The sequence below is a fragment of the Erythrobacter sp. K21-9 genome (genome assembly GCF_055808355.1).
Genome location: NZ_CM147866.1, coordinates 1308938 through 1327469, shown reverse-complemented (window position 1 = coordinate 1327469; position 18532 = coordinate 1308938). Strand labels below are relative to the sequence as shown.

Sequence of the window (18532 nt, the reverse complement as noted above, 5' to 3'; positions counted from 1 at the left end):
ACACGAAATGCTGGCGAATGTTGGACATGGAGACCTAGTTTGCCCGAAGGGGCACGATAGGCGCGACGAGGCAAGCAGCGAGTTCTGCTTCGTAGCGCCCGGCGAGCAGGCCGAGCTGATGGAAGAGGAACTTCAAAAGAATCCGTTCGACTATATTTTCGACGGCGACGGCCTGCCCGAAGACCGGAAGGCGTTCGAAAACCTGACCAAGCTTGGCGAAGCGATGATCTCCGACACGGGTCTGCTCGGCCCCACGGGTCAGGAAGCAATCCTGACCTATCTTGGTCAGTTCATCGACCACGATATCACGCTCAACACCGATACCGATCCGGCGCTTCTCGAAGAATTCTCGATCGTTCCCAAAAGCGGCAAACTGACCCGCAATCCGCGCAAGGACGTGAAGAGGGTGCTCAAGAACGGACGCGATCCGACCCTGCGGCTCGACAGCGTCTATGGTTTGACTGAGGCGGTGCAAAGTCAGGTGCGCGATGGCGACACGGCCAAGCTCAAGGTCGGGCGCACGGTACCGGCGGGCGAGAGAACGATCTGCCCAGGACCCAACCCAAAGCCTCGCTTTTGCAGGACGAGAATAAGCGAAGCTTGAGCCCGGCGGTGATCGCCGATGGTCGCAATGATGAAAATTTAATCGTTGCTCAGCTGCATCTGGCATTCATCCGGTTTCACAATGCCGTCGTCGATGTGCTGCCTGACACCTTCGATGAGGTGGAGAAATTTGCCGAGGCGCGCAAGCAGACGATCCGGCATTATCAATGGCTCGTCCTCAACGCCTATCTGCCGCGCATCTGCGACAATCGCCAATTGGGGCAGGTGATCGCAACGCAGGCGAAGCGGTACACCAAGTTTTCCAAGGGCGAGGGCAAGATGCCGCTCGAATTTAGCGTCGCGGGGTTCCGCTTCGGGCATTCGATGATCCGTCCGACCTATCGGTACAATGCGACGTTCCCCAACGCGACGCTCGCGCAATTGTTCTTCTTCACCGGCGGCGACGATATTCCTGCTGGCAGTGTTTTGCCCGATAGCTGGATCATCGACTGGAACAATTTCCTGATCGGATCGCCGGATGCCGAGCGCAATGCGAGGCCGACCGACGCTTCGCTAGCCGAAGGACTCGACAAGCTGATCGGCGATCCGGGCCTACAGAATCTCGCCGCCCGCAATCTGCGCCGCTCCTACGTGCTCTGCATCCCGACCGCGCAGCAGGTGCTGGACGATCTCGGCTCGAAGTCGGGAATTACCCCGCTGAGCAAGGACGAACTCAATGGGTTCGCCGATGGCCTGCTCGATCAGCTCGGCTATCTCAATGACACCCCGCTGTGGCTCTACCTCCTGCTCGAAGCCGAGCTGCGCGCTGACAGCAAGCATCTGGGCAATCTTGGAAGCCTGATCGTCGCTGAGACGTTGGTCGGGCTGCTTGTCGAGGACGGCAATTCCATCTGGCATGTCGGCAGCGGCAAGGACCACAAGTGGCATCCCAACGAGTCCACCATCGCCGCCGATCCGATCGACAGTTTCGACAAGTTCCTGCGCTTTGCAGGCGTGCTTTGAAGGGGAGACACGAGATGAACATGCGTAAGATCAAGACGAGCACTACCGTCCGCCTGACCGCTACCGCAGCCGTGTGCGCGCTGCTGGCCGGGTGCGGGGGAGGACGGCTGACGACGCCATATGTGAGTGAGGCAGCGAACACAGAACCTGACTATATTGGGGTCAACACAGTGGACTTCGTTTGCAAGAATGCTGACGAGGAGCCCATTGTTGCCGGTCAAGATGGGGTGGATGCGGTCGGCGTCGGCGGCGCAGTCGCGGCGCTTGGCGTCGACTTCGTTCTTAAGCTTGGCAAAGAGTTGCTCGACGATCTCCAGAAAAATCGCAGCGCGGTTTACGCTGCGACCGGCATCTTCGCTGAGGGTTGCCTCCCGCACGCAAAGAAGGCGGACGAAGAAGAAGCCGAAGGTAAGGAAGCGACCCTCACGATTCTGCGTACTGCGCGTGGCACGAACGGTGAGCGAAAACCGCACCCTGCTTTCAGCCTCGAAGGCGAACTCACGCTGACACATACCAAGTCGCGTGACGGGAAAGAGGAGCTGCTTCAGATCAGCTACCAGGCCACCAAGCTTACCTATGGCCAAGCTGCCCCTCGTCGTGGTGGGAGCCGCAAACGCGTGGTGCTGCTGGTTCAATTCAGCGATAAGTCGGTGCTAGGCGCAGCAGAGCCTGCCAAAGACATCAGTCTCGATGCGCCCCTTCGGATCGATCTGGGCGATGTCGAAGAAGGGTTCGTCTACAACGAAAAGATGCTGAAGGATGTGAAGACCAGCGTCGTGATCCCTTTTCCCGAAAATCTTCGTCCCGTGATCACGGTACCGTCGTATTCGAGACCGAGGATGAGTCTATCGCGCTTCGCGCCCTCACCGGAGCTTACGACGATAACAAGGGTGATCTAGCGAAGGCGCTTCTCGCAATCATCACCGGTTCGGGCGACGACGACGGCAAGTGACCTCGCCCGACCTTTCACCAAAACCGCTCCACAGTCAGGCCATCGGCCTTGGGGGGGCTTGCCTCGCGCCGTCCTGTTTCTTCCGAATTTGCAGGACGGATGCGGGGCAAGGATTGCGGCTTCACCCGGTCAAACCGCAGGCTTTCCGATAGCCGTCTCAGTACGCTAGCGGTTATCCTGCCCAGCCCAGCCTCAAGGGGAGCGTGATGTCCGAAGAGGAAACACAATAGCCCAAGACCGCCGTCATCATCGTCCACGGGATCCGCGAGCAGCGTCCGATGGAAACCTTGTGGGGCTTCCTCGATGCGGCGTGGATTTACGATCCCGATCTTGTCGCAAACGAATACGACAAGGTGCTCTACTCAAAGCCCGGCATCGCCTCCGACACCAGGCCCGAGAAGCTCTTCGCGAAGATTTTCGTCGACCGAGAGAGACGGACTTAGTAGCGGGACCCGTTGGACGACTGCTTTTGAGAGGAGTCTTTGGGAGCCGGAACGGCAAGAAATGAGGGCGCAAAGCGGACACTTCGGTTAACGCACTTCGCTAGCTGGCAATCTCCATCGAAACGTCAGGAATCTCTCTCAAAGCTGAAAGCCAACGGGCGAAAACGCATGCCATCTATGAGGCATTCACTCGGTCATCGTTGGTTTTTTCTAAGCTCGTTGCCGCTGGCTCAATTCAGCAAGCTCTCGATTGAATCACCCACTTGCTGAATAGCCTCCAGCAGATGACCGTCATCAAAGTGCGCATACCTCGCCGTAGTCTGCACATTGGCATGGCCGAGCAGACGCCCGATCATCGGTAAAGTTTCCTTGTTCATCGCCGCGTGGCTGGCGAAGGTATGACGCAGGTCATGGATGCGAACGCCGGGTAGTCCTGCTTCGTCTCGAAGCCTGCGCCAGAATCCGTTCACACAGCGAAGCGGCTTGCGGTAGCTGTAGTTCCAGAACGGATATGGAATCCTTTCGAAACGCGGAAGCGCGGCGATCACCTCGCGCGCTGCCGATCCGAGCCATACCGTTCGCGGCCCGGTCTTGCTGTCGCGTAAGTGCAGCCGGTTGCCTTTGATGTCACTCCATTCGAGCGTGAGGATTTCACTCTTGCGGCAACCTGTCAGCAGCAGGAGCGTGATGGCCGCCCCCGCGCATTGCTTGGTGCGATCCTCAGATGAGCGCAACTTCGCCAACTCGGCACCCAGACAAGCGAGTTCTTCATTCGAAAGGAAGCGCTCGCACTGGCGCTTGCGGTTGGGCCGGACGGAACGGCACGGATTGGTGTTTTCGAGCCGGTAGCCCCAGTCCTCTGCCTTGTTCAGCATGTGCTTGAGGATTTCGAAAGTCCGGTTCGATGCTCCCGGCCCTGTCCGATTGTTGAGGTCCGCAAACCAGCCCGTCACGTGGCCCTCGTTCAGTTCGTCGATGTAGACGCCAGCAAAGGCGTCATCGAGATAGCGGCGGCGGTAGCCGGTGTGCGTTTCCAATGTCGATGCTTTCCAGCGTGGTGCCCAGCGATCCCAATACTCGGTCACGAAGTCGGCGAAGCTAGGCGCAGACCGGATGCGCTGTCGCTCGGTCGCGGGATCGCGACCCACCTGCGCGTAAGCGATGACGCGACGCGCGACCATCTGTGCCTGGTAGCGAGTGAGGACCGATGCAGGCCCGATTGTGACCGTGCGCATGCGGCCTGCCATGCGAGTCTGCACGATGTAGACATTGCGACCGCTCGGATAGTGCCGGATGCCAAAGCCGTGCTCGACGCCCAGCCAGGTCGTCGTACGCGCCTTGCCTTTGGGAATGAGCTTGAAGTTGACCGTCGCGCCGACCTCGGCAAGCGCCTCTTCTACGATCTTCTTGAGGCTGGCGGCGGTCATGGCCTGAGGCCAATCGCTTGCGCCAGCGAGCCGGAAACTCGCTCGGCGGCTTCGCCGATCACATCATCGGACAGGTGGACATATTTTGCGGTCGTCTCGACCAGCTTGTGGCCAAGCAGTTTGCCAATGGTCGATAGCGGCACGTTGTCCATGATCGCGGTTGAAGCAAAGCTGTGGCGCAGATCATGGATGCGAACGTCGGGCAAAGCGCAGCACCGCCGGAAGACAAACCACCATTGGTCGAAGTTCACCGGACGCTTGCCGGTCTTGTTCGGGAATACAAGCTCGCTATCCTCGCGCCGCTCGATCCCCGCAAGGATGACCTGCGCCTGTGAATTGAGCCAAATCACCTTGGGGCCAGTTTTACTATCTGGCAGCAGCAGACGGGGCGGCTTCACCCACTCCCAGCGCAGGTTTTTGATCTCGCCAACACGCGCGCCGGTGAAAAGTAGCAGCCGAGCGATTGCGACCTCTGCTGGTCGGTCCGCCTCGGCCTTGAGCAAGGCCGCTCCGATCCGGCGATACTCGGCTGGCGTCAAATAGCGTTCGACGCTTTGCCGCTTGTAGCGTGGCATCCCTCGGCATGGGTTCGAACCTGGCCGACGCATCTTGAGCGCTTCGGCATATTTGAACAGCGCGGACAGCACTGGCACGGCGCGGTTGAACTTCACCTCGCTCTCTCCCGCGCAACCATCGCGCCAGCGGTGAATGTCTGGTGGGAGAATGTCTGCTACGCGCGTATCGCCAAAGACTGGTTTGATGGTGAGCCGCCAAGCATCCCAGTTCCGTTTGTTGGTCGAGGGTTTCCAGACGCGCGAGAGATCGTCCCAATAGGCTTCGACGAAATCGTTCATGGTCGGTGTGGCCTTGACCACCGCGCGCTTGGGCAAACCATCGAGCGCGGCTTCCGCGAGAATGCGGCGGGCCTGCGCCCTTGCCGGTCCCGCCTCAAGCTCGTCGGTCTGGCCAAGGGTGATGCGGCGATGCTTCCCGCGATGCCGCAAGCGAACGAACCAGAAGTAGTTCCCGCTCGGCCTTATGCGCAGGCCGAAGCCCGCAAGCTCGGTGTCCCAGATGCAGTATTCGCGCTCGCGCAACGGCAGTTTACGACGGGCAAAATTACCATCGAGAAGTGCTCTACGGGCAGACCTTCGACGTTTGGGGACCATATGGCATTCACCCTTGTCCAAACTGCCCCCAGAACCCTTGGAAACACCGTCATTTGCGGGGACCGGGCGGCATTCAACAGCGCCCTCTCTGCCGAGCACATTGAGCGTTTCGCGCACTGATTTTATTGCACTTTTTCCCAAAACACAGCAGTGCTACTGCGTACGGTGTGCTACCGTTTTCCCACTGCGAGGTCTAAGTCCAGAAACGACAGGGGATGGATTTTGAACGGGCATTAGCATCCGTGCCGATCAAGCGAAAGCAACAGCCCGGGACGCTGAAGCGAACCGCAAGCGCTAGTTCGGAAGCAAGCATCCCAACCAAGACGCACCCCTGATAAGCTGACGGCAAAAGAAGCGCGTGCGAGATAAGGGAGCGGGGTTTGTCGCTCCCGTCAGCCTCGCGCCGCTTCGACCCGTTGGCGCTCAGGAGTGCATGCGGGGCCCGGACCAAATACGCCGCGCCCGCAGGAGCGCCGCCGCAGGTGGTGCGGGACCGAGCGCGTCACCAGCACCGCTCCTTACCACTCTCTCTTGTTCCACCGGCGAACACAAAAAAGGGGCAGGAACCGTCACCGGCTCCCGCCCCATCGGACGTTCAGAACTCGTCGAGCATCGCGCCGTGCACCGTGTGCACCACCCGGCTGGCCAGATGCGCCGGCAAGGCGTTGTAGTCACCCTCGTCCAGGGCGAAGTATCCTAGGTCATTGTCTTCCACGACGTGCTGGTCGAAGAAGCTGTGCAAGGCCCGCCGTTCGGCAGTGGCCAGTGCTTCGAAGTAGCTGTTCGAGTTTGATTGAAACGATGCAAGTGCAGTCATGAAATCCTCCTGATATCTGTCGCTAAGACGACGAGAGGAAGGCAGATGGGAGTGTGGCTGGCGGGTCAGGGATCGCCCGGCTGGGCGACCGCCAAGCGGCGGTGGGGGCAACGATTTTGTCGGACTGCAGCGAAGCGAAGGGACGGCAAAATGGTGGGGCCCCGCCGTCCTTGACGCGCCAGCTGCACGCCCATCATCCTTGAAAGTCCGTGAGCCAAACTCCCCTCCCGTTCGATCTCAGGTGTTCGCGAAAACCAAGGGGAAATCGCTTTCCTACAGGACGGGTGATAGTGCACGTCAGCCGAGGAGAGGGTCATCGGAGGGGAAGAAAGAAGTATCCTCAATGCCATCGAAACGAAGCGCTGTAGCCGCACTCCAGAAACTGGAGGCCGACAGGCTGGCACTCGACAAACGTCAGAAAGAACTCGAGAAACAGGCTGCCATTGAACTGGGCCAGGTTATTCTTGGAACGGGGTTAGAAACCTTCTCAAAGAGGGGCCTATCCGAAGTTGCAAATGAGCTCGGAAAACTCGGCGAAGAGGAAGCCATAAAGCGGCTTGTTCAAAAGCAAGCCTCCGCATCACGCACAGCTCAAAGCCACTGATAGTGAATACGAGAAAGGGCCCTATCCGGTTTGGACAGAGCCCTTTCTTGGGAGGCTGGATGGCTGAGATCAGTCGATTTCGGGAGCTTCCGTGTTCTCGTCGTTCTCGCCGGAGCCATTGCCCCTAGAGAGGAAGTCGACCTTGTCGGCGAGGATCTCGGTGCCGTAGCGTGTGACCCCGTCCTTGTCTTCCCATTGGGTGTAGTGGATGCGGCCTTGGACGGAAACCAGCTGGCCCTTAGAGCAGAACTGTCCGACGGTCTTGGCGAGGCCATTGAAGCAGGTCACACGGTGGAATTCGCTTTCCTTGGCGGTGTAGCCGTTCTCGTCCTTGTAGGTCTTGCCATCCTTGTCCCGCGCAGGGCGATCGGTGACGACGGTGATCCCGGTAACGTTGGTGCCGCCCTTGGTCTCGCGGGTGTCCGGATCGCGTGCGATGCGGCCAGTGAGGATTGCGATATTGGTCATGATGTAAGTTCCTTCAGTTCCTCAAACCGGAGACCATCTCCGGCTTGCGAACATCTGAAAGAAGCAGGGCATGGGAGGACTGCACCGCAGGAGCGAAGCTCCAAGGGAAACCTGTTCATGACGGGTGGTGCGGGCAGGCAGCGCAGCTGCCAACACGGCCGGAAAGGAACGGGTTGCGGCTCCTCAGCTGACCTGGTTCAGGACTGTTCGCGAAGAAAGCCGGATGGGTATCGGGTGCGGGTCTGAAGGCTCGCGTGATCCCGCTTCAATCAACCTACACCATCGCCTCCCGATGCCGCCAGGAGATCCATGAAGTTGCGAGCTGCTTCCCGATCTTCCTCGCTTTCGAACGCCACGTCGAGGTCGGGGGCGGACCCGAACATGTGAAGGAACGACCACAGTGCAAAGCGCTTGCCCCGGTCCTGCTCGAGGCCAAGGTCGACCCGGCAATGCTCGATCCCAGCTGCGAAAGTGTCGGGTACTATCTCAGCCAGATTGGTCGAGGCAAAGTAGCGCAGGAGAAGATCATCGAGTTGCATTGCCGGTCTTGTAGCTTGGAAAGTCAGATGCGGGAACGACAAGCACCGCGCCGCAGCCAGCAACAAACGTGTTCGTCCCAGAAGTGCTTGCTGCACAGGCGCGCTGGTTACGCGCGATGAGCAACGAAGCTGTTCAGAAGAGTATCTATTCGGGCATGTCATAACCCTACAATCGAATTGATTGCGTTCGGTACTCCCTAGCCATTGCGACCCGTAAGCCTCGGAGCAGCAATGAGTCCTTTGCCTCATGGGCGGCCTTGGATGGGGACGCCCATTTTTCGACGATTGGGAATTGATCATCCGAGAGATCTAGTTGCTCTTTCCCCGTCAGGCGGGACTAGTACCCAACGGCCCGCGACGATCAACAACCGTGATGCGCTGCCTCTTGGCCTCAATCACCAGGCGTTCGGTCACGCCATTGCCGGGAAATGCCACCACGTAGCGAGGGCTGAGACCAAGCATTTGCTCGTTGCGCTTGAACCCTGCACGAGCACCCCGACGACGCTCAAGGCCGAACGTCAGTTGCTGGACTTCGTGACGCTCAGCCCAGGATGCAGCCAGTCTATCGGCTCCTTTGCCGTCGCCGCCGTGTACGAGAAACATGTCAGGAACGACCTCGCGCACCCTGTCGAGTGTAGCCCAGATGTTTGCCGCGTAAGTCTTGGCGTCGGCCTCGCATTCGAAGCGGTTGCGACCACCGGCAAAGACCACCGGAGTACCCTCGGGAGAATGTGCAGCCTGACGACGTTCCTTGCGTACGCGCAAATAGTCGCCGGCATCAATCACGGTACGATGTCATGTTCTTCGAGTGGCGCGCACGCGATCCCGATACGGGCTTCCACGAGGAACCGGTTTCGTCGCGATAGAGACCTGCTGCAACCTCACGCATCTGCTCGAACACCTGCATGCTGGCTTCAGCAGACTGGGCGCGCAGGGTTTGTTCCTCGAGGTTTGACGAATGCACTTCGGACCCGTCGGCGGATGCCAATAGGGCGCGGATTTCATCCGAGGCCCGGTCCACCTGGGCCGACTTGCGGCTGGCGGCGCGGTGGAAGAGATTTACGAAGCCCCAGGCGAGATCCTCGGCGTCGGCTTCGAGCGCTGTGTCGGCAAACAGCGCGAAGAGATCGGACCAGACTGCTCCGAGCGTGTGAGCCATGGCGTCCTCGCAAGGAAAGTCGGATTCGTTGAAAGGGGCAGGCGTGATCGTGAAGCCGGATAGATCGAGGCCGGCAAGCTGCGTGGCGAAACTGTCGTACATATCGGTAGTCCTCCTGAGACCGGCGAATGCCGACGGAGGAATTTCCGCGCGGGCCTGTTCGCCGTGTCCGAGAAGGACCGGGACAAGGGACCACCGCACCGCGTCAGCGGGAAACCCCGCAAGGCAAGGCTGGCGCGGGCCACACGGGCCGCAGCCTTGCGCGGGTTGCTGTGAGACCTGACCGGTCCAGGGCACGAAGACAAGCGAACAGGCTCGCGCGGGATAATGTCGGAGTAGTGCTGGAGTTGTCTGGGAGGAGTCCCGGATCGGTTCAGGAGCGCTCCGGGAGACCGAACTGTCCTGGCGTGAAGGCAAGCACTTCTGCATGGGGGAACGCTGCGATCGCGGTTAGTCGATCACCTTCGTGGCGCAGATGCCACCCGCGACCATGGTCCGGTTCCGATTTCGCAAAGCCGACCGGATCGAGCAGTGCGAGGTTAATACCGTCAAGGTCACGCGCGGAACGCGCGCGGATGGCCTGCCCGCCCGCCTCGCGCACCGACGCAGCAAGATTCTGGCAATGCGAATAGTCGTCCGGGTCAAGCCATCGCTGGGCATCGGCCTCAAGCGGCGGTCTGGTCGTATCGGTCAACCGCGTGACCGATACGGGTACGGAAAAGCTCAGATGCTCGCTTGTCCGATTGCCCGGAACGAACCCCGGCGAGCGGCTATAGAACTTGAGCCGCCAGTAGGCGGTCTCGGTGATCGCCGTGCCTTCGGCTTCACTGGCATAGAATATCCCGGGCCGCTCGTTTGGCCGGCGAAAGCGGCTTGCAACCGTGTGGCCATAGCGAAAGGGTGAAGCGAGGAGGTAATGCAAACCGTGCGCGGACTTCGGCAAGTCAGGCTTTACGCTATCTGCCAGTTCTTCAAGCCGCTGTTGCTCGCCAAGATCGGAGGTCAGTCGGTTTGTCGAGATACGATGCTGTGCTTCGACCACTCGCCATACCGTTCGGCGGTAGCGGCGGAACTCAGACGCGAGCGCGGTGGGCGTCCACATAGTCGCAAACGGTGATAAGACCTTTGAAGCTGTCGACGAGATCGATCGGGCGCGCATCGAGATCAAGATTGGCGGTCGTCAGCCATGCGCGCGCAGACATGTCATCGCTTCCGAGCAGCGCGTCGAGCGAACGGAATAGTCGCAAGAGGAACTGAGCAGCTTCGAAAGACTTCGATGCAGGGTCGAGCTGCGCCTTGCCCGAGCGCAGGCGTGAGGCGGTCGATTCCGACACCCCCAGGATCGCACCAAGTTTGGGATTGGTGAGGCCCCAGAACTCGGCAATGCGCGCGATAGCAGATGTGAGTACCTTACCATCATCGGGCTGCAATTCGAGTGGCTTCGTCGCCATAGCCTGTCCTTTCATGTGCAAGATATACACAATTATCCCTCAAATGCAAGATGTCTGACGTTCGAAGACCGCCTCTCTCCGTTCGAGAAACGCCCGACCATTTTGAGTTCGCCGAACGTTCGCTCGAAACGCGGCGCCACCTGGGCGATCCAGTGGCGAGCACAGGCCGCGCGCGGGTGAAAGAAGTCAGCTTCCCAAAAGCGAGCATCATCGCGAGGGGCGAGCCAGATCGCGGCAAGCCCGCAATAGGTCGATATCCCGCAATCGGCGAAAGCGTTGCGCAGGAGGATACGGTCCTCGCGACCGCGCCATCCATCGAAGGTCTCGAAGGAAGGAAAGGCTGCCTTTGTGGTATCGATGATTTCGTCGACGAGGCACTCATAGACCCAATCCGCATCGTCGTCTTCGTCGTCGTCGAGGAGGCGAAAGGCTACCAACGAGCCGGTCGGATAGCTGACGGAACGTCCCATCTCACCGCTCCTCAGGCTGCACTAGCAAGATCGACGTCGGTCTCGCCTTCGCATGTTTGAAGTCCACCCAGTTCGAGCAACAACGTGGCTGCCTCCTCGGCCTTTGCAGCCGCGGTCAGGATCGCGCGCTCGTCCGATTTGAGGATCTTGAGCCAAGACGCGATGTAGCTCGCATGATGATCGAGGTGAGTGACTGGAAGAACCAACTCTGCCCCGAGAATGGCTGAGGACAGTTCGGCGATCAGTTCTTCGACAGCATAGGCGTCGCTGCCGAAACGGTTCTTGAGATCGCGATCGAGCCGCGAGGAATGGCCGGTCCAGTGCGACAGCTCATGCGCGAGCGTTGCGTAATAGTGGTCGTAGGCTTCGAAGAGTTCCACAGGCGGCATAGTGACGCGGTCGCGCAACGGCTCGTAATAGGCCTGCGCGCCATGATGGCGCAGGTTGGCGCCTACTTGGCCGAAGAACGCATCGAGCCGCTCTTCGCGGCCTTCGGGCTCCAGCGCGGCAACCAGCGGCTTGGGATGGTAGAACTCGGGAAGGCAATCACATTGGTCGGCATTGAAGACCGAATAGGCCTTCAGCGCGCGCCGGCTCTCCGTATCCTGACCGCCTTCAGCGGTTTCGACTTCCTTGGTGTAGCTTTTGTAGAAGATCGCGATGGTCGACTTTTCGCCCTTGCGGACTTGGCCGCCGAGTTTCTGGCACTGGCGATATGTCATCCAGTATGGCGAGGCGTATCCGCAGGCATCGGCCACCATCCAGAGCCAGAAGGTATTCATACCGCGATACGGCGTCCCGCAGGAGCGCAGCGGGCGAGAAAGCGGCAAACCACGCCACGGCTTGACCCAGGGCTTGGCCCCCTCTTCGAGCTTTTCAATAATGGCGGCAGTGATGCGCTGTGCTGGCGATGTCGAAGCAGTGCGGCGGGACTTGGTCATCGATCGTCTCCTGATCACCGGAACGGACGTGTCCGGGTTCAGGATGAACAAGGCGCCCTCCCCTCTGAGCCTCACCATCGCAGGCGACCTTCGGAAGGACACGCGAAAAGGCGGCCCGTCCCGAGAGGGACGGACCGCCCGCCGAGTGACCTGAACCTGTCAGGAGGGGTCAGGCAGCCTGCTCGGCAATTTCGTTCGCGGTCTCGTCCTCAGCCGGGTCCGCAGTTTCATCCTCGACCGGTTCCTCAGGTGAACCGAAGCGCATGATCTCCGGCACCCACGCTCCCGCTCGCGTCTTCACATCCGCCTCTCCGATGAAATTGCCGGAGAAGATGCGTTCAGCTGCGCTCGCCAGTTCTGCTTTCTTCGAACCTGCATAGCGGCTGATGAGTTCAGCGCCGCCTGCTGCATCGAGCGCTTCGAGTGCGCGCGCCTTGGCCACACGATCGAAGAAGTTCGCCGCCGTTGGCCGCCACCAATGCGCGGTTTCGATCTCAAGCAGCGACCCGAGGATCTCGTGCAGCGGTGCCGAGCGATCGCCTACACAGGCAAGGCTCGCGACCAGGGTGCGGGATACGACATGGCCGAGCCAGGCGGAACGTGCTTCATCGCTCAATGCGCGGAAGCGTTCGAACCGCTCGACATCGGTCTCACCGGCGCGCCAGCTCTCGTCGAGCGTAGCGGCGAATTCAGCAAGCGCTGCGCTTGCGGGCGCATCCTTGGCCTCGAAACCGGTCACCGGTCCGGATGCTACCGAGCCGACCAGCGTCGATGCCTTCTTCGCGCGCCAGTCATGCCCATCGGCATCTGCGAGCGTGAAGACCATGAAGTCGAGCGCGAGTGCGGGATCGTTGGCGAGATGGATCGCTAGTATATCGCGACGCTGCATCGCGAGCTCGTCGAGCAGACGCTGCGACAGCGCACCGCTCTTGCGCTTGGAATCAGCACCTGCATCAACCGGTTCGACAGCTCCGTCATCCTCGTCGATGACCTCTGCCTCCGTGTAGTACTGCGGCACCATTGCCGGTTCGCCATTCCGTGAAAGCACAAGGAAGGCTCCAGCCTCCGACTTGAGCTCGTCGGCAAGGACCGGCGGACGATCGTTGAGATCGCGCATCGCGCGGTCGATCGAGACAAGTTCTTCTTCCGCCTTCTCGACCTCGCTTTCATCGCTGTCCTCATCTTCGAGGATGGCCGCCGTCCGGTCGTAGTCGGCTTCGAAGTCGCTGAGCTGGCGAGCCTCGTCTTCTGTGAGCGGAGCCGGTTCGCATGGGAGCCGATTGAGGCCTTCGACGAGATCGTGGCTGACATAGTTCCCAAGCGTCGGTCGTACCCAGGCAAGCCCGTGTTCTTCCGCGATCCTTTTCGCAGCATCATCCATCGCTTTCTGGGCAAGGTCTTCGAGCAACGCGACATCGATCCAGCTTTCGCTGGCTTCGTCGTCGAAGAGTTCGCGTTCGATGCGGCCACCTGCAGCAAGGTAGGCATCGCGCCCGACCAGAACCGCGCGCGGATCGGAGCCATGCACCGTGGCATCGAGCACCATGCGGCGGATCGTGTCAGGCGTGATCTGATACCAGGCATCCTGCAGTTCGGCATAGACGTGCGCCTGACGATCGATGTCCGAGATTGCCCCATAGGCCTTGGCCATTTCGAGCGTGATTGCGCCTTCGGCGAGCGCTTCGAAGACACAAGGTGCGAGACCCGCCAGGCGCAGACGGCCTTCGACAAAGCGGACAGTGAGACCGAACCGGCGGGCCACGTCTTCAGTGCTGGCTCCCGCCTCGATGATCGCAGCGAAAGCCTGCGCCTCGTCGGCCGGGTTCATTGCGAGGCGCTGGAAGTTCTCCGCAAGGCTCGCTTCGCGAACCTCGCTTTCCTCGCCTTCGATCACAAGGCAGGTGACCTCGTGGTTCTTGGGAAGCGTGCCCTCTTCGGCCAGCGCTTGGAGCTGAGCCAGACGGCGACCACCGGCCTCGACTTCGAACTTGCCGCGCTTGGCCTTTCGCACGACGAGGTTCTGCAACAGGCCTCGGGCGGCAATGTCCGCACGCAACTGCAGATCGGCAAGGACGTCGCTCGACTTACGCACATTGCGAGGGCTTGGGACGAGCTTCTTCAAGGGAATTGACTGGATCATGGGGTGTCTCCTGATGGATTGAAGAGCCACGCGAAGGTGCATGGCCCAACAAGCCACCGGCTCCCTCCCCTCTCTCACGCGCAGTCGTGGATTTGCCCTTCAGGCCGCAATGGCCGGAAGCACGGTCGATGCCTTCGATACAGGGACAAAGAGACGCGTACGGTAGCGAATGATCTCGGTGAAACAGCCCTTGGTCTTGTACCAGTCGAGGCGCTCAGGCGCGTAACCGGTGAGTTCGAGGCGCTGCTCGCCGCCGACCAATGACCACTTGACGGTCAGAGTGTCATGACTGGCGAACGGCTGGGGCGTTCCGCTTGTCAGGACCAGTCTTCCGAGCTCGGCCGGAGCAGGGCCGGACACACCCTTCAAGCAGAACGTTTCGGCGATCTTGGCAAGGTCGATATCAAGGACTTCGCGTCCGATAATCGAGCTCCCGTCCTCGGCGGCAAGTCGCGTCACCCGGACATGGTCGCCAGGTAGCCGCTTCCAGACCGGAAGCAGCAGCCCCGTCGCCAGATACACTCGTTCGGTCACCGGCGAAGCAGCTGCAGCGTCCTCTTCCTGTGCCCAGAGCTGGGAGAACTCGGTAACGCCGACCTCTTCCCACAAGCTTTCTCCGAGCGCCTCAAGCGTCCAGTTGGCCGATTGAAGCGGTCGGAGGAGGCGACGGCGTTCGATCATCGCGCCATCATCGGCAATGAGGCGTCGAGCCGGAACCGACAGGGCCACCTTGCCCGAACGCGCATTGCGCAGGGGAATTGCCTGGCGCGATCCGACCTCGTGCATCCTCACGAGGCGCTTTAAGCGCAGCGGACGCAGTTGGCGTTTCACTTCGAGCGAAACGAGGCGGGTTTCGGCGCCAGAGACAGGATCGGTGCGGAGAACTTCATCAGAGAGCACTTGAAAGCTGTCGACACGAACCGTTTCCAGCCCCAGATCGAGCGTGCCAGCGTCACGTGCGGCCTCGATCCGCGCTTCGACAAGTCCGAGATATTCCTCGAAGATGCCGTTCTGCAGTGCGATCGGGAGCGCAAGGATGCGGTTGAGCCAGCGTTGGATCGTGGGAAGATTATCGCTCAGGCCGCCATCGGGGTTCTCGAGCTTAAGTCCCGTCCTCTCAACGAAGTCCCCGAAATCAACCGCCTCGAGTTTGCCATCGTAAAGCAGGTGGAACCAGCGCGTGAGCGCGTCTTTCGCGTAATCGCTTTCGAGATTGTCGGCAGGGTCGAACAGGTTCTGTCCCCCTGTCTGACGCTGGCCGCGTGTGAGAGCGCCCAATGCGTCGAGCCTTCGCGCGATGGTCGAGATGAAGCGGCGTTCGCCCTTCACATCGGTAGTGACCGGGCGAAACAGCGGCGGAGAAGCTTGGTTAGTACGGTTTGTCCGGCCAAGACCCTGGATCGCATTGTCCGCGCGCCAGCCCGGTTCGAGGAGAAAATGGACGCGGCGCTGCTGGTTCTGCGCATCGAGATCGGCGTGATAGGATCGTCCCGTACCCCCTGCGTCCGAGAAGACCAGAATACGCTTCGTCCCGTCCATGAAGCTCTGTGCTTCAGCGACGTTGGCGCTTGCGCTGCGACGTTCAAGCCGCTGCTGACCGTCGCGTCCCAAGACCAACCTGCGCGTGCGGCCTGTAACTTCCGCCACGGCCTCGGTCCCGAAATGCTCGATGATGGCATCGAGTGCAGTCGCGATAGGGGGCAATGCGCAAAGCTGCTCGATCAGTGCGTCGCGTGCGGCGATGGCACGCGAGCAGAGAACGGGATTGCCGTGCTCGTCGATCATCGCTTCGGAACGCAGGTTGCCCTCCTCGTCAGTGAAGACCTGCATCAGGCGCACCGGAAAGCTCTTCGCCAGATAATCGATGACATATTCGCGCGGCGAGAGATCGATATCGAGCGCTTCTCGCTCCTCGTCCGAAAGATCGGCCAGGCGCCGGTCGAGCATGGCCTCGGCGGTCGAGACTAGCTGCACGACCACCGAATGGTCATCGCTGAGTGCCTCTTCCATCGCCGGGATCAGGCTCGGCAGTTTCATCGAAAGCAGGAGCTGCGCGAAGAAACGTTGCTTGGTGCCTTCGAATATCGAGAGCGCCGCAGCCTTGGCGTTGCGATTGAGCGTATCGCCGCTGTCCTCGTCGACCACCCTTGTGGCTTCGAGCGCCTCGTCGAGGTTGCGGTGGATGATCGCCCAGGCATCGGCATAGGCATCGTAGATCCTCACCTGCGCTTCAGTAAGCTGATGTTCGAGGATCTCGTATTCGACCCCGGCAAAGGACAATGCGCGTGCAAGGTAGAGCCCTTGTGCCTTGAGATCGCGGGCAACAAGTTCCATCGCCGCGACGCCGCCGGCGCGAATTTCGGTCATGAATGCCTCATGCGTCGGAAACGCGGTTTCCGGACCCCACAATCCAAGCCGTGCCGTGTAGCCCAAATTGGCAATGTCCGATGCGCCGGTAGCGGAGGCATACAAAACACGTGCTCGCGGCAGGTGGTTTTGCAGCCTGAGCCCTGCCATCCCTTGCTCTGAGCCTTTGACTTTGCCGCGGGTGGAGGAAGAGCCGAGCGCATTCGCCATGGAATGGGCTTCGTCGAAGGCAATCACGCCCTCGAAATCTTCGGCGGCCCAGGCGAGGATCTGATCGAGCCTCGTATCCTCGGCGCGTCCAGAACGAAGCGTCGGATAGGTGACGAAGAGAATGCCCTCGGGCATCGTTACTGGACCTCCGAGCTTCCAACGGGAGAGCGGCTGGATATCGAGCGGAAGCCCGCCAAGCGCTTCCCAGTCGCGGCGCGCGTCTTCGAGCAGTGCCTCGTTCTTGGTGATCCAGATGTGACGGCGTTCCCCCGAGAGCCAGCGATCCATAATGACGCCCGCGATTTGGCGGCCCTTGCCCGCGCCCGTACCATCACCGAGGAAAAAGCCCCGCCTGTAGGAGTGACCGTCCTCCGCGAGTTCAACCGTCGTCCCCAGTTGGCTCGGTCGAAACTGCCCGGGAAGGTCGCGGGCGAATGCCTCGCAAGCGTAGACCAGTGTTTCGCACTGTGCGGTAGAGAGCAGTTTGCCCTCCTGCCATTTCGCGGGAAGCAAGGGGCGCGCTTCCGGCACCGGTGCGGCGACCGAGCCCATAGCCACTGACTCGACAAGAGGGGTCGGGTGAACGGGTGCATCCTGCATGATGACACGGCTCGGTCGGTAAGGCAGGTAGATACCGGCTTGCTCGGGAACGGGTGCAGGATCTTCCAGGGCTTGATAGTCGAGCGCGAGCGACGCGCGTTTCTGGGCAGCTCCAGTCGCGAAAGGTGCGACCGGCTTGCGCACGGCAGCGCCGCTTACCGAGGTTGCGATCGAGCGCACAGGTAGGCGATGGATGTTCGGTTGCCTCGGCGCGCGATCGGGCAGGTGCGCCAGGCAGGAGTTCAGTTCGGCGAGATCGGCGAACTCCCCCGTGATCGTGGAAACGTCCTGAAGAGCCGCCTTCTCGATGACCACCATTCTGACCGCGATCCCGGTTCCGCTTCGTGAGAATGCGCCCGACAGCCGGACGTTGAGCAGCAGCGAAGCCTGTTCCTGGTCTTCGACAAAAGCCACGGCATCAAAGCCGTCCGGGAGAATGGCGACGAGGCGACCTCTTGAAGCGCAAATCCGCAGCGCACTGCGCAAGTGGCGCATTGCCGTGCGGCCATCGACGCCCCGTTCGTGGCTTCGGGCGAAGGGAGGGTTCATCAGGATGACGCTGGGGCTTGGACCATTGGTGAGTTCGGCGATCAACTCGCCATCATGTGCTGATAGACGAGCACGAGGGAAGATATGCGCGAGCGCGTCGCGGCGCGCGCGATCGATTTCGTTGAGCGTCATCGAGCAATCTCGAACGTCGCCCCAGAGCGCAAGTGCGCCATTCCCCGCTGACGGTTCGAGAATGTGATCGGGGGACCTAAGCGACGCGGCCTTGGCCATCAGCCATGCAAGGATCGGCGGCGTCGAGAACTGCTGAAGTTCGACCTGGGCCTCGCTGCGCACGTGGCGAGGCGGCAAGGCTGCATCGAGCCAATCAAACCCCGCTGTAGCCTCATGGAAACCGGCATCAAGTCCGATCCGTGAGAATTCGCGAAGCCAGAGCAAGGCTCCAACCTCGACCGCGTTGTTGTAATCGTCGATGGTCCAGGCACTGCCCCAGTCCTGCACGCCGGTTTGAGCGGCGAAGAATTCGGCGATATCCGCTCGGGTGAGATGGCATCCATTCGCAAGTCGCCGGGCAATTTGCTCTCCGATTGCGAAGGCGAGCGGAACCGTGCTTGATGTTTGACGGTCGGGGAAAAAGTCTGACTGGAACATGGCTTGTCGTCCTCCTGATTGAGGCATCGGGACATGCGCCCTCTGCCGGGT

Annotated in this window: 15 protein-coding genes and 2 pseudogenes; 5 read left to right on the top strand and 12 right to left on the bottom strand. The window is 60.6% G+C overall.

Going from position 1 to position 18532, the window contains the following annotated elements; genetic code table 11:
- The first annotated feature begins 7 nt into the window (after positions 1-7).
- The 4 genes from AC0L39_RS06735 to AC0L39_RS06720 all read left to right on the top strand — a co-directional run bounded on the left by AC0L39_RS06735 (position 8) and on the right by AC0L39_RS06720 (position 2961).
- Positions 8-604, top strand: coding sequence for a hypothetical protein (locus AC0L39_RS06735; RefSeq protein WP_473261764.1), 597 nt, complete (start codon positions 8-10; stop codon positions 602-604).
- Positions 577-1566 (top strand): peroxidase family protein, encoded by a 990-nt coding sequence (locus tag AC0L39_RS06730; RefSeq protein WP_473261762.1) that lies wholly within the window; start codon positions 577-579, stop codon positions 1564-1566. Before AC0L39_RS06735 ends, AC0L39_RS06730 begins: the two co-directional genes overlap by 28 nt.
- A 122-nt stretch (positions 1567-1688) precedes the next feature.
- Positions 1689-2465: a hypothetical protein gene (locus AC0L39_RS06725; RefSeq protein ID WP_473261761.1), complete on the top strand. Its 777-nt coding sequence runs from the start codon at positions 1689-1691 to the stop codon at positions 2463-2465.
- A gap of 331 nt (positions 2466-2796) precedes the next feature.
- Positions 2797-2961: a hypothetical protein gene (locus AC0L39_RS06720; protein WP_473261759.1), complete on the top strand. Its 165-nt coding sequence runs from the start codon at positions 2797-2799 to the stop codon at positions 2959-2961.
- Between the two features lie 230 nt (positions 2962-3191).
- Here the strand turns inward: AC0L39_RS06720 and AC0L39_RS06715 are convergent, their stop codons facing one another.
- From AC0L39_RS06715 to AC0L39_RS06705, 3 genes are all read right to left on the bottom strand, one after another.
- Positions 3192-4388, bottom strand: a complete 1197-nt coding sequence (locus AC0L39_RS06715; protein WP_473261758.1) for a tyrosine-type recombinase/integrase — start codon at positions 4386-4388, stop codon at positions 3192-3194.
- Entirely contained in the window at positions 4385-5485 is a 1101-nt protein-coding gene (locus AC0L39_RS06710) for a tyrosine-type recombinase/integrase (RefSeq protein WP_473261756.1), read from the bottom strand. Before AC0L39_RS06710 ends, AC0L39_RS06715 begins: the two co-directional genes overlap by 4 nt.
- Before the next feature lie 667 nt (positions 5486-6152).
- A complete protein-coding gene (locus tag AC0L39_RS06705) occupies positions 6153-6374 on the bottom strand; it encodes a hypothetical protein (RefSeq protein WP_472621196.1) in 222 nt (73 codons plus the stop codon).
- Positions 6375-6717: 343 nt separating this feature from the next.
- On the opposite strand from AC0L39_RS06705, the gene AC0L39_RS06700 reads away from it, so the two are divergent.
- The gene (locus AC0L39_RS06700; RefSeq protein ID WP_473261754.1) at positions 6718-6978 is read left to right on the top strand and encodes a DUF6437 family protein; all 261 of its coding nucleotides are present in this window, start codon (positions 6718-6720) and stop codon (positions 6976-6978) included.
- Positions 6979-7047: 69 nt separating this feature from the next.
- On the opposite strand, the gene AC0L39_RS06695 is transcribed toward AC0L39_RS06700, so the two are convergent.
- The 9 genes and pseudogenes from AC0L39_RS06695 to AC0L39_RS06655 all read right to left on the bottom strand — a co-directional run bounded on the left by AC0L39_RS06695 (position 7048) and on the right by AC0L39_RS06655 (position 18481).
- Positions 7048-7446 (bottom strand): single-stranded DNA-binding protein, encoded by a 399-nt coding sequence (locus tag AC0L39_RS06695; RefSeq protein ID WP_473261752.1) that lies wholly within the window; start codon positions 7444-7446, stop codon positions 7048-7050.
- Between the two features lie 269 nt (positions 7447-7715).
- Positions 7716-7985, bottom strand: a complete 270-nt coding sequence (locus AC0L39_RS06690; RefSeq protein ID WP_473261750.1) for a hypothetical protein — start codon at positions 7983-7985, stop codon at positions 7716-7718.
- A 327-nt stretch (positions 7986-8312) separates the two neighbouring features.
- A pseudogene (locus AC0L39_RS06685) lies at positions 8313-9246 on the bottom strand (DUF2493 domain-containing protein).
- Between the two features lie 271 nt (positions 9247-9517).
- Positions 9518-10186 carry an RES family NAD+ phosphorylase gene (locus AC0L39_RS06680; RefSeq protein WP_473261748.1) on the bottom strand — a complete coding sequence of 223 codons (669 nt, stop codon included), beginning with the start codon at positions 10184-10186 and terminating at the stop codon, positions 9518-9520.
- A gap of 31 nt (positions 10187-10217) precedes the next feature.
- Complete coding sequence (locus tag AC0L39_RS06675) at positions 10218-10595, bottom strand: MbcA/ParS/Xre antitoxin family protein (RefSeq protein WP_007163751.1); 378 nt, start codon at positions 10593-10595, stop codon at positions 10218-10220.
- A 39-nt stretch (positions 10596-10634) separates the two neighbouring features.
- Positions 10635-11065 (bottom strand): annotated as a pseudogene (locus tag AC0L39_RS06670) (hypothetical protein).
- 11 nt (positions 11066-11076) lie between these two features.
- Entirely contained in the window at positions 11077-12006 is a 930-nt protein-coding gene (locus AC0L39_RS06665; RefSeq protein ID WP_473261746.1) for an ArdC family protein, read from the bottom strand.
- A gap of 169 nt (positions 12007-12175) precedes the next feature.
- The gene (locus AC0L39_RS06660; RefSeq protein WP_473261744.1) at positions 12176-14146 is read right to left on the bottom strand and encodes a ParB/RepB/Spo0J family partition protein; all 1971 of its coding nucleotides are present in this window, start codon (positions 14144-14146) and stop codon (positions 12176-12178) included.
- A 99-nt stretch (positions 14147-14245) separates the two neighbouring features.
- Positions 14246-18481: a strawberry notch-like NTP hydrolase domain-containing protein gene (locus AC0L39_RS06655; protein ID WP_473261742.1), complete on the bottom strand. Its 4236-nt coding sequence runs from the start codon at positions 18479-18481 to the stop codon at positions 14246-14248.
- Between the last annotated feature and the right edge of the window lie 51 nt (positions 18482-18532).

Excerpts from the sequence above, each read along its gene's own strand:
- AC0L39_RS06715 (WP_473261758.1), bottom strand. The coding sequence starts at position 4,388 with ATGACCGCCGCCAGCCTCAAGAAGATCGTAGAAGAGGCGCTTGCCGAG.
- AC0L39_RS06690 (WP_473261750.1), bottom strand. The coding sequence starts at position 7,985 with ATGCAACTCGATGATCTTCTCCTGCGCTACTTTGCCTCGACCAATCTG.
- AC0L39_RS06695 (WP_473261752.1), bottom strand. The coding sequence starts at position 7,446 with ATGACCAATATCGCAATCCTCACTGGCCGCATCGCACGCGATCCGGAC.
- AC0L39_RS06705 (WP_472621196.1), bottom strand. The coding sequence starts at position 6,374 with ATGACTGCACTTGCATCGTTTCAATCAAACTCGAACAGCTACTTCGAA.
- AC0L39_RS06675 (WP_007163751.1), bottom strand. The coding sequence starts at position 10,595 with ATGGCGACGAAGCCACTCGAATTGCAGCCCGATGATGGTAAGGTACTC.
- AC0L39_RS06655 (WP_473261742.1), bottom strand. The coding sequence starts at position 18,481 with ATGTTCCAGTCAGACTTTTTCCCCGACCGTCAAACATCAAGCACGGTT.
- AC0L39_RS06720 (WP_473261759.1), top strand. The coding sequence starts at position 2,797 with ATGGAAACCTTGTGGGGCTTCCTCGATGCGGCGTGGATTTACGATCCC.
- AC0L39_RS06700 (WP_473261754.1), top strand. The coding sequence starts at position 6,718 with ATGCCATCGAAACGAAGCGCTGTAGCCGCACTCCAGAAACTGGAGGCC.
- AC0L39_RS06665 (WP_473261746.1), bottom strand. The coding sequence starts at position 12,006 with ATGACCAAGTCCCGCCGCACTGCTTCGACATCGCCAGCACAGCGCATC.
- AC0L39_RS06660 (WP_473261744.1), bottom strand. The coding sequence starts at position 14,146 with ATGATCCAGTCAATTCCCTTGAAGAAGCTCGTCCCAAGCCCTCGCAAT.
- AC0L39_RS06735 (WP_473261764.1), top strand. The coding sequence starts at position 8 with ATGCTGGCGAATGTTGGACATGGAGACCTAGTTTGCCCGAAGGGGCAC.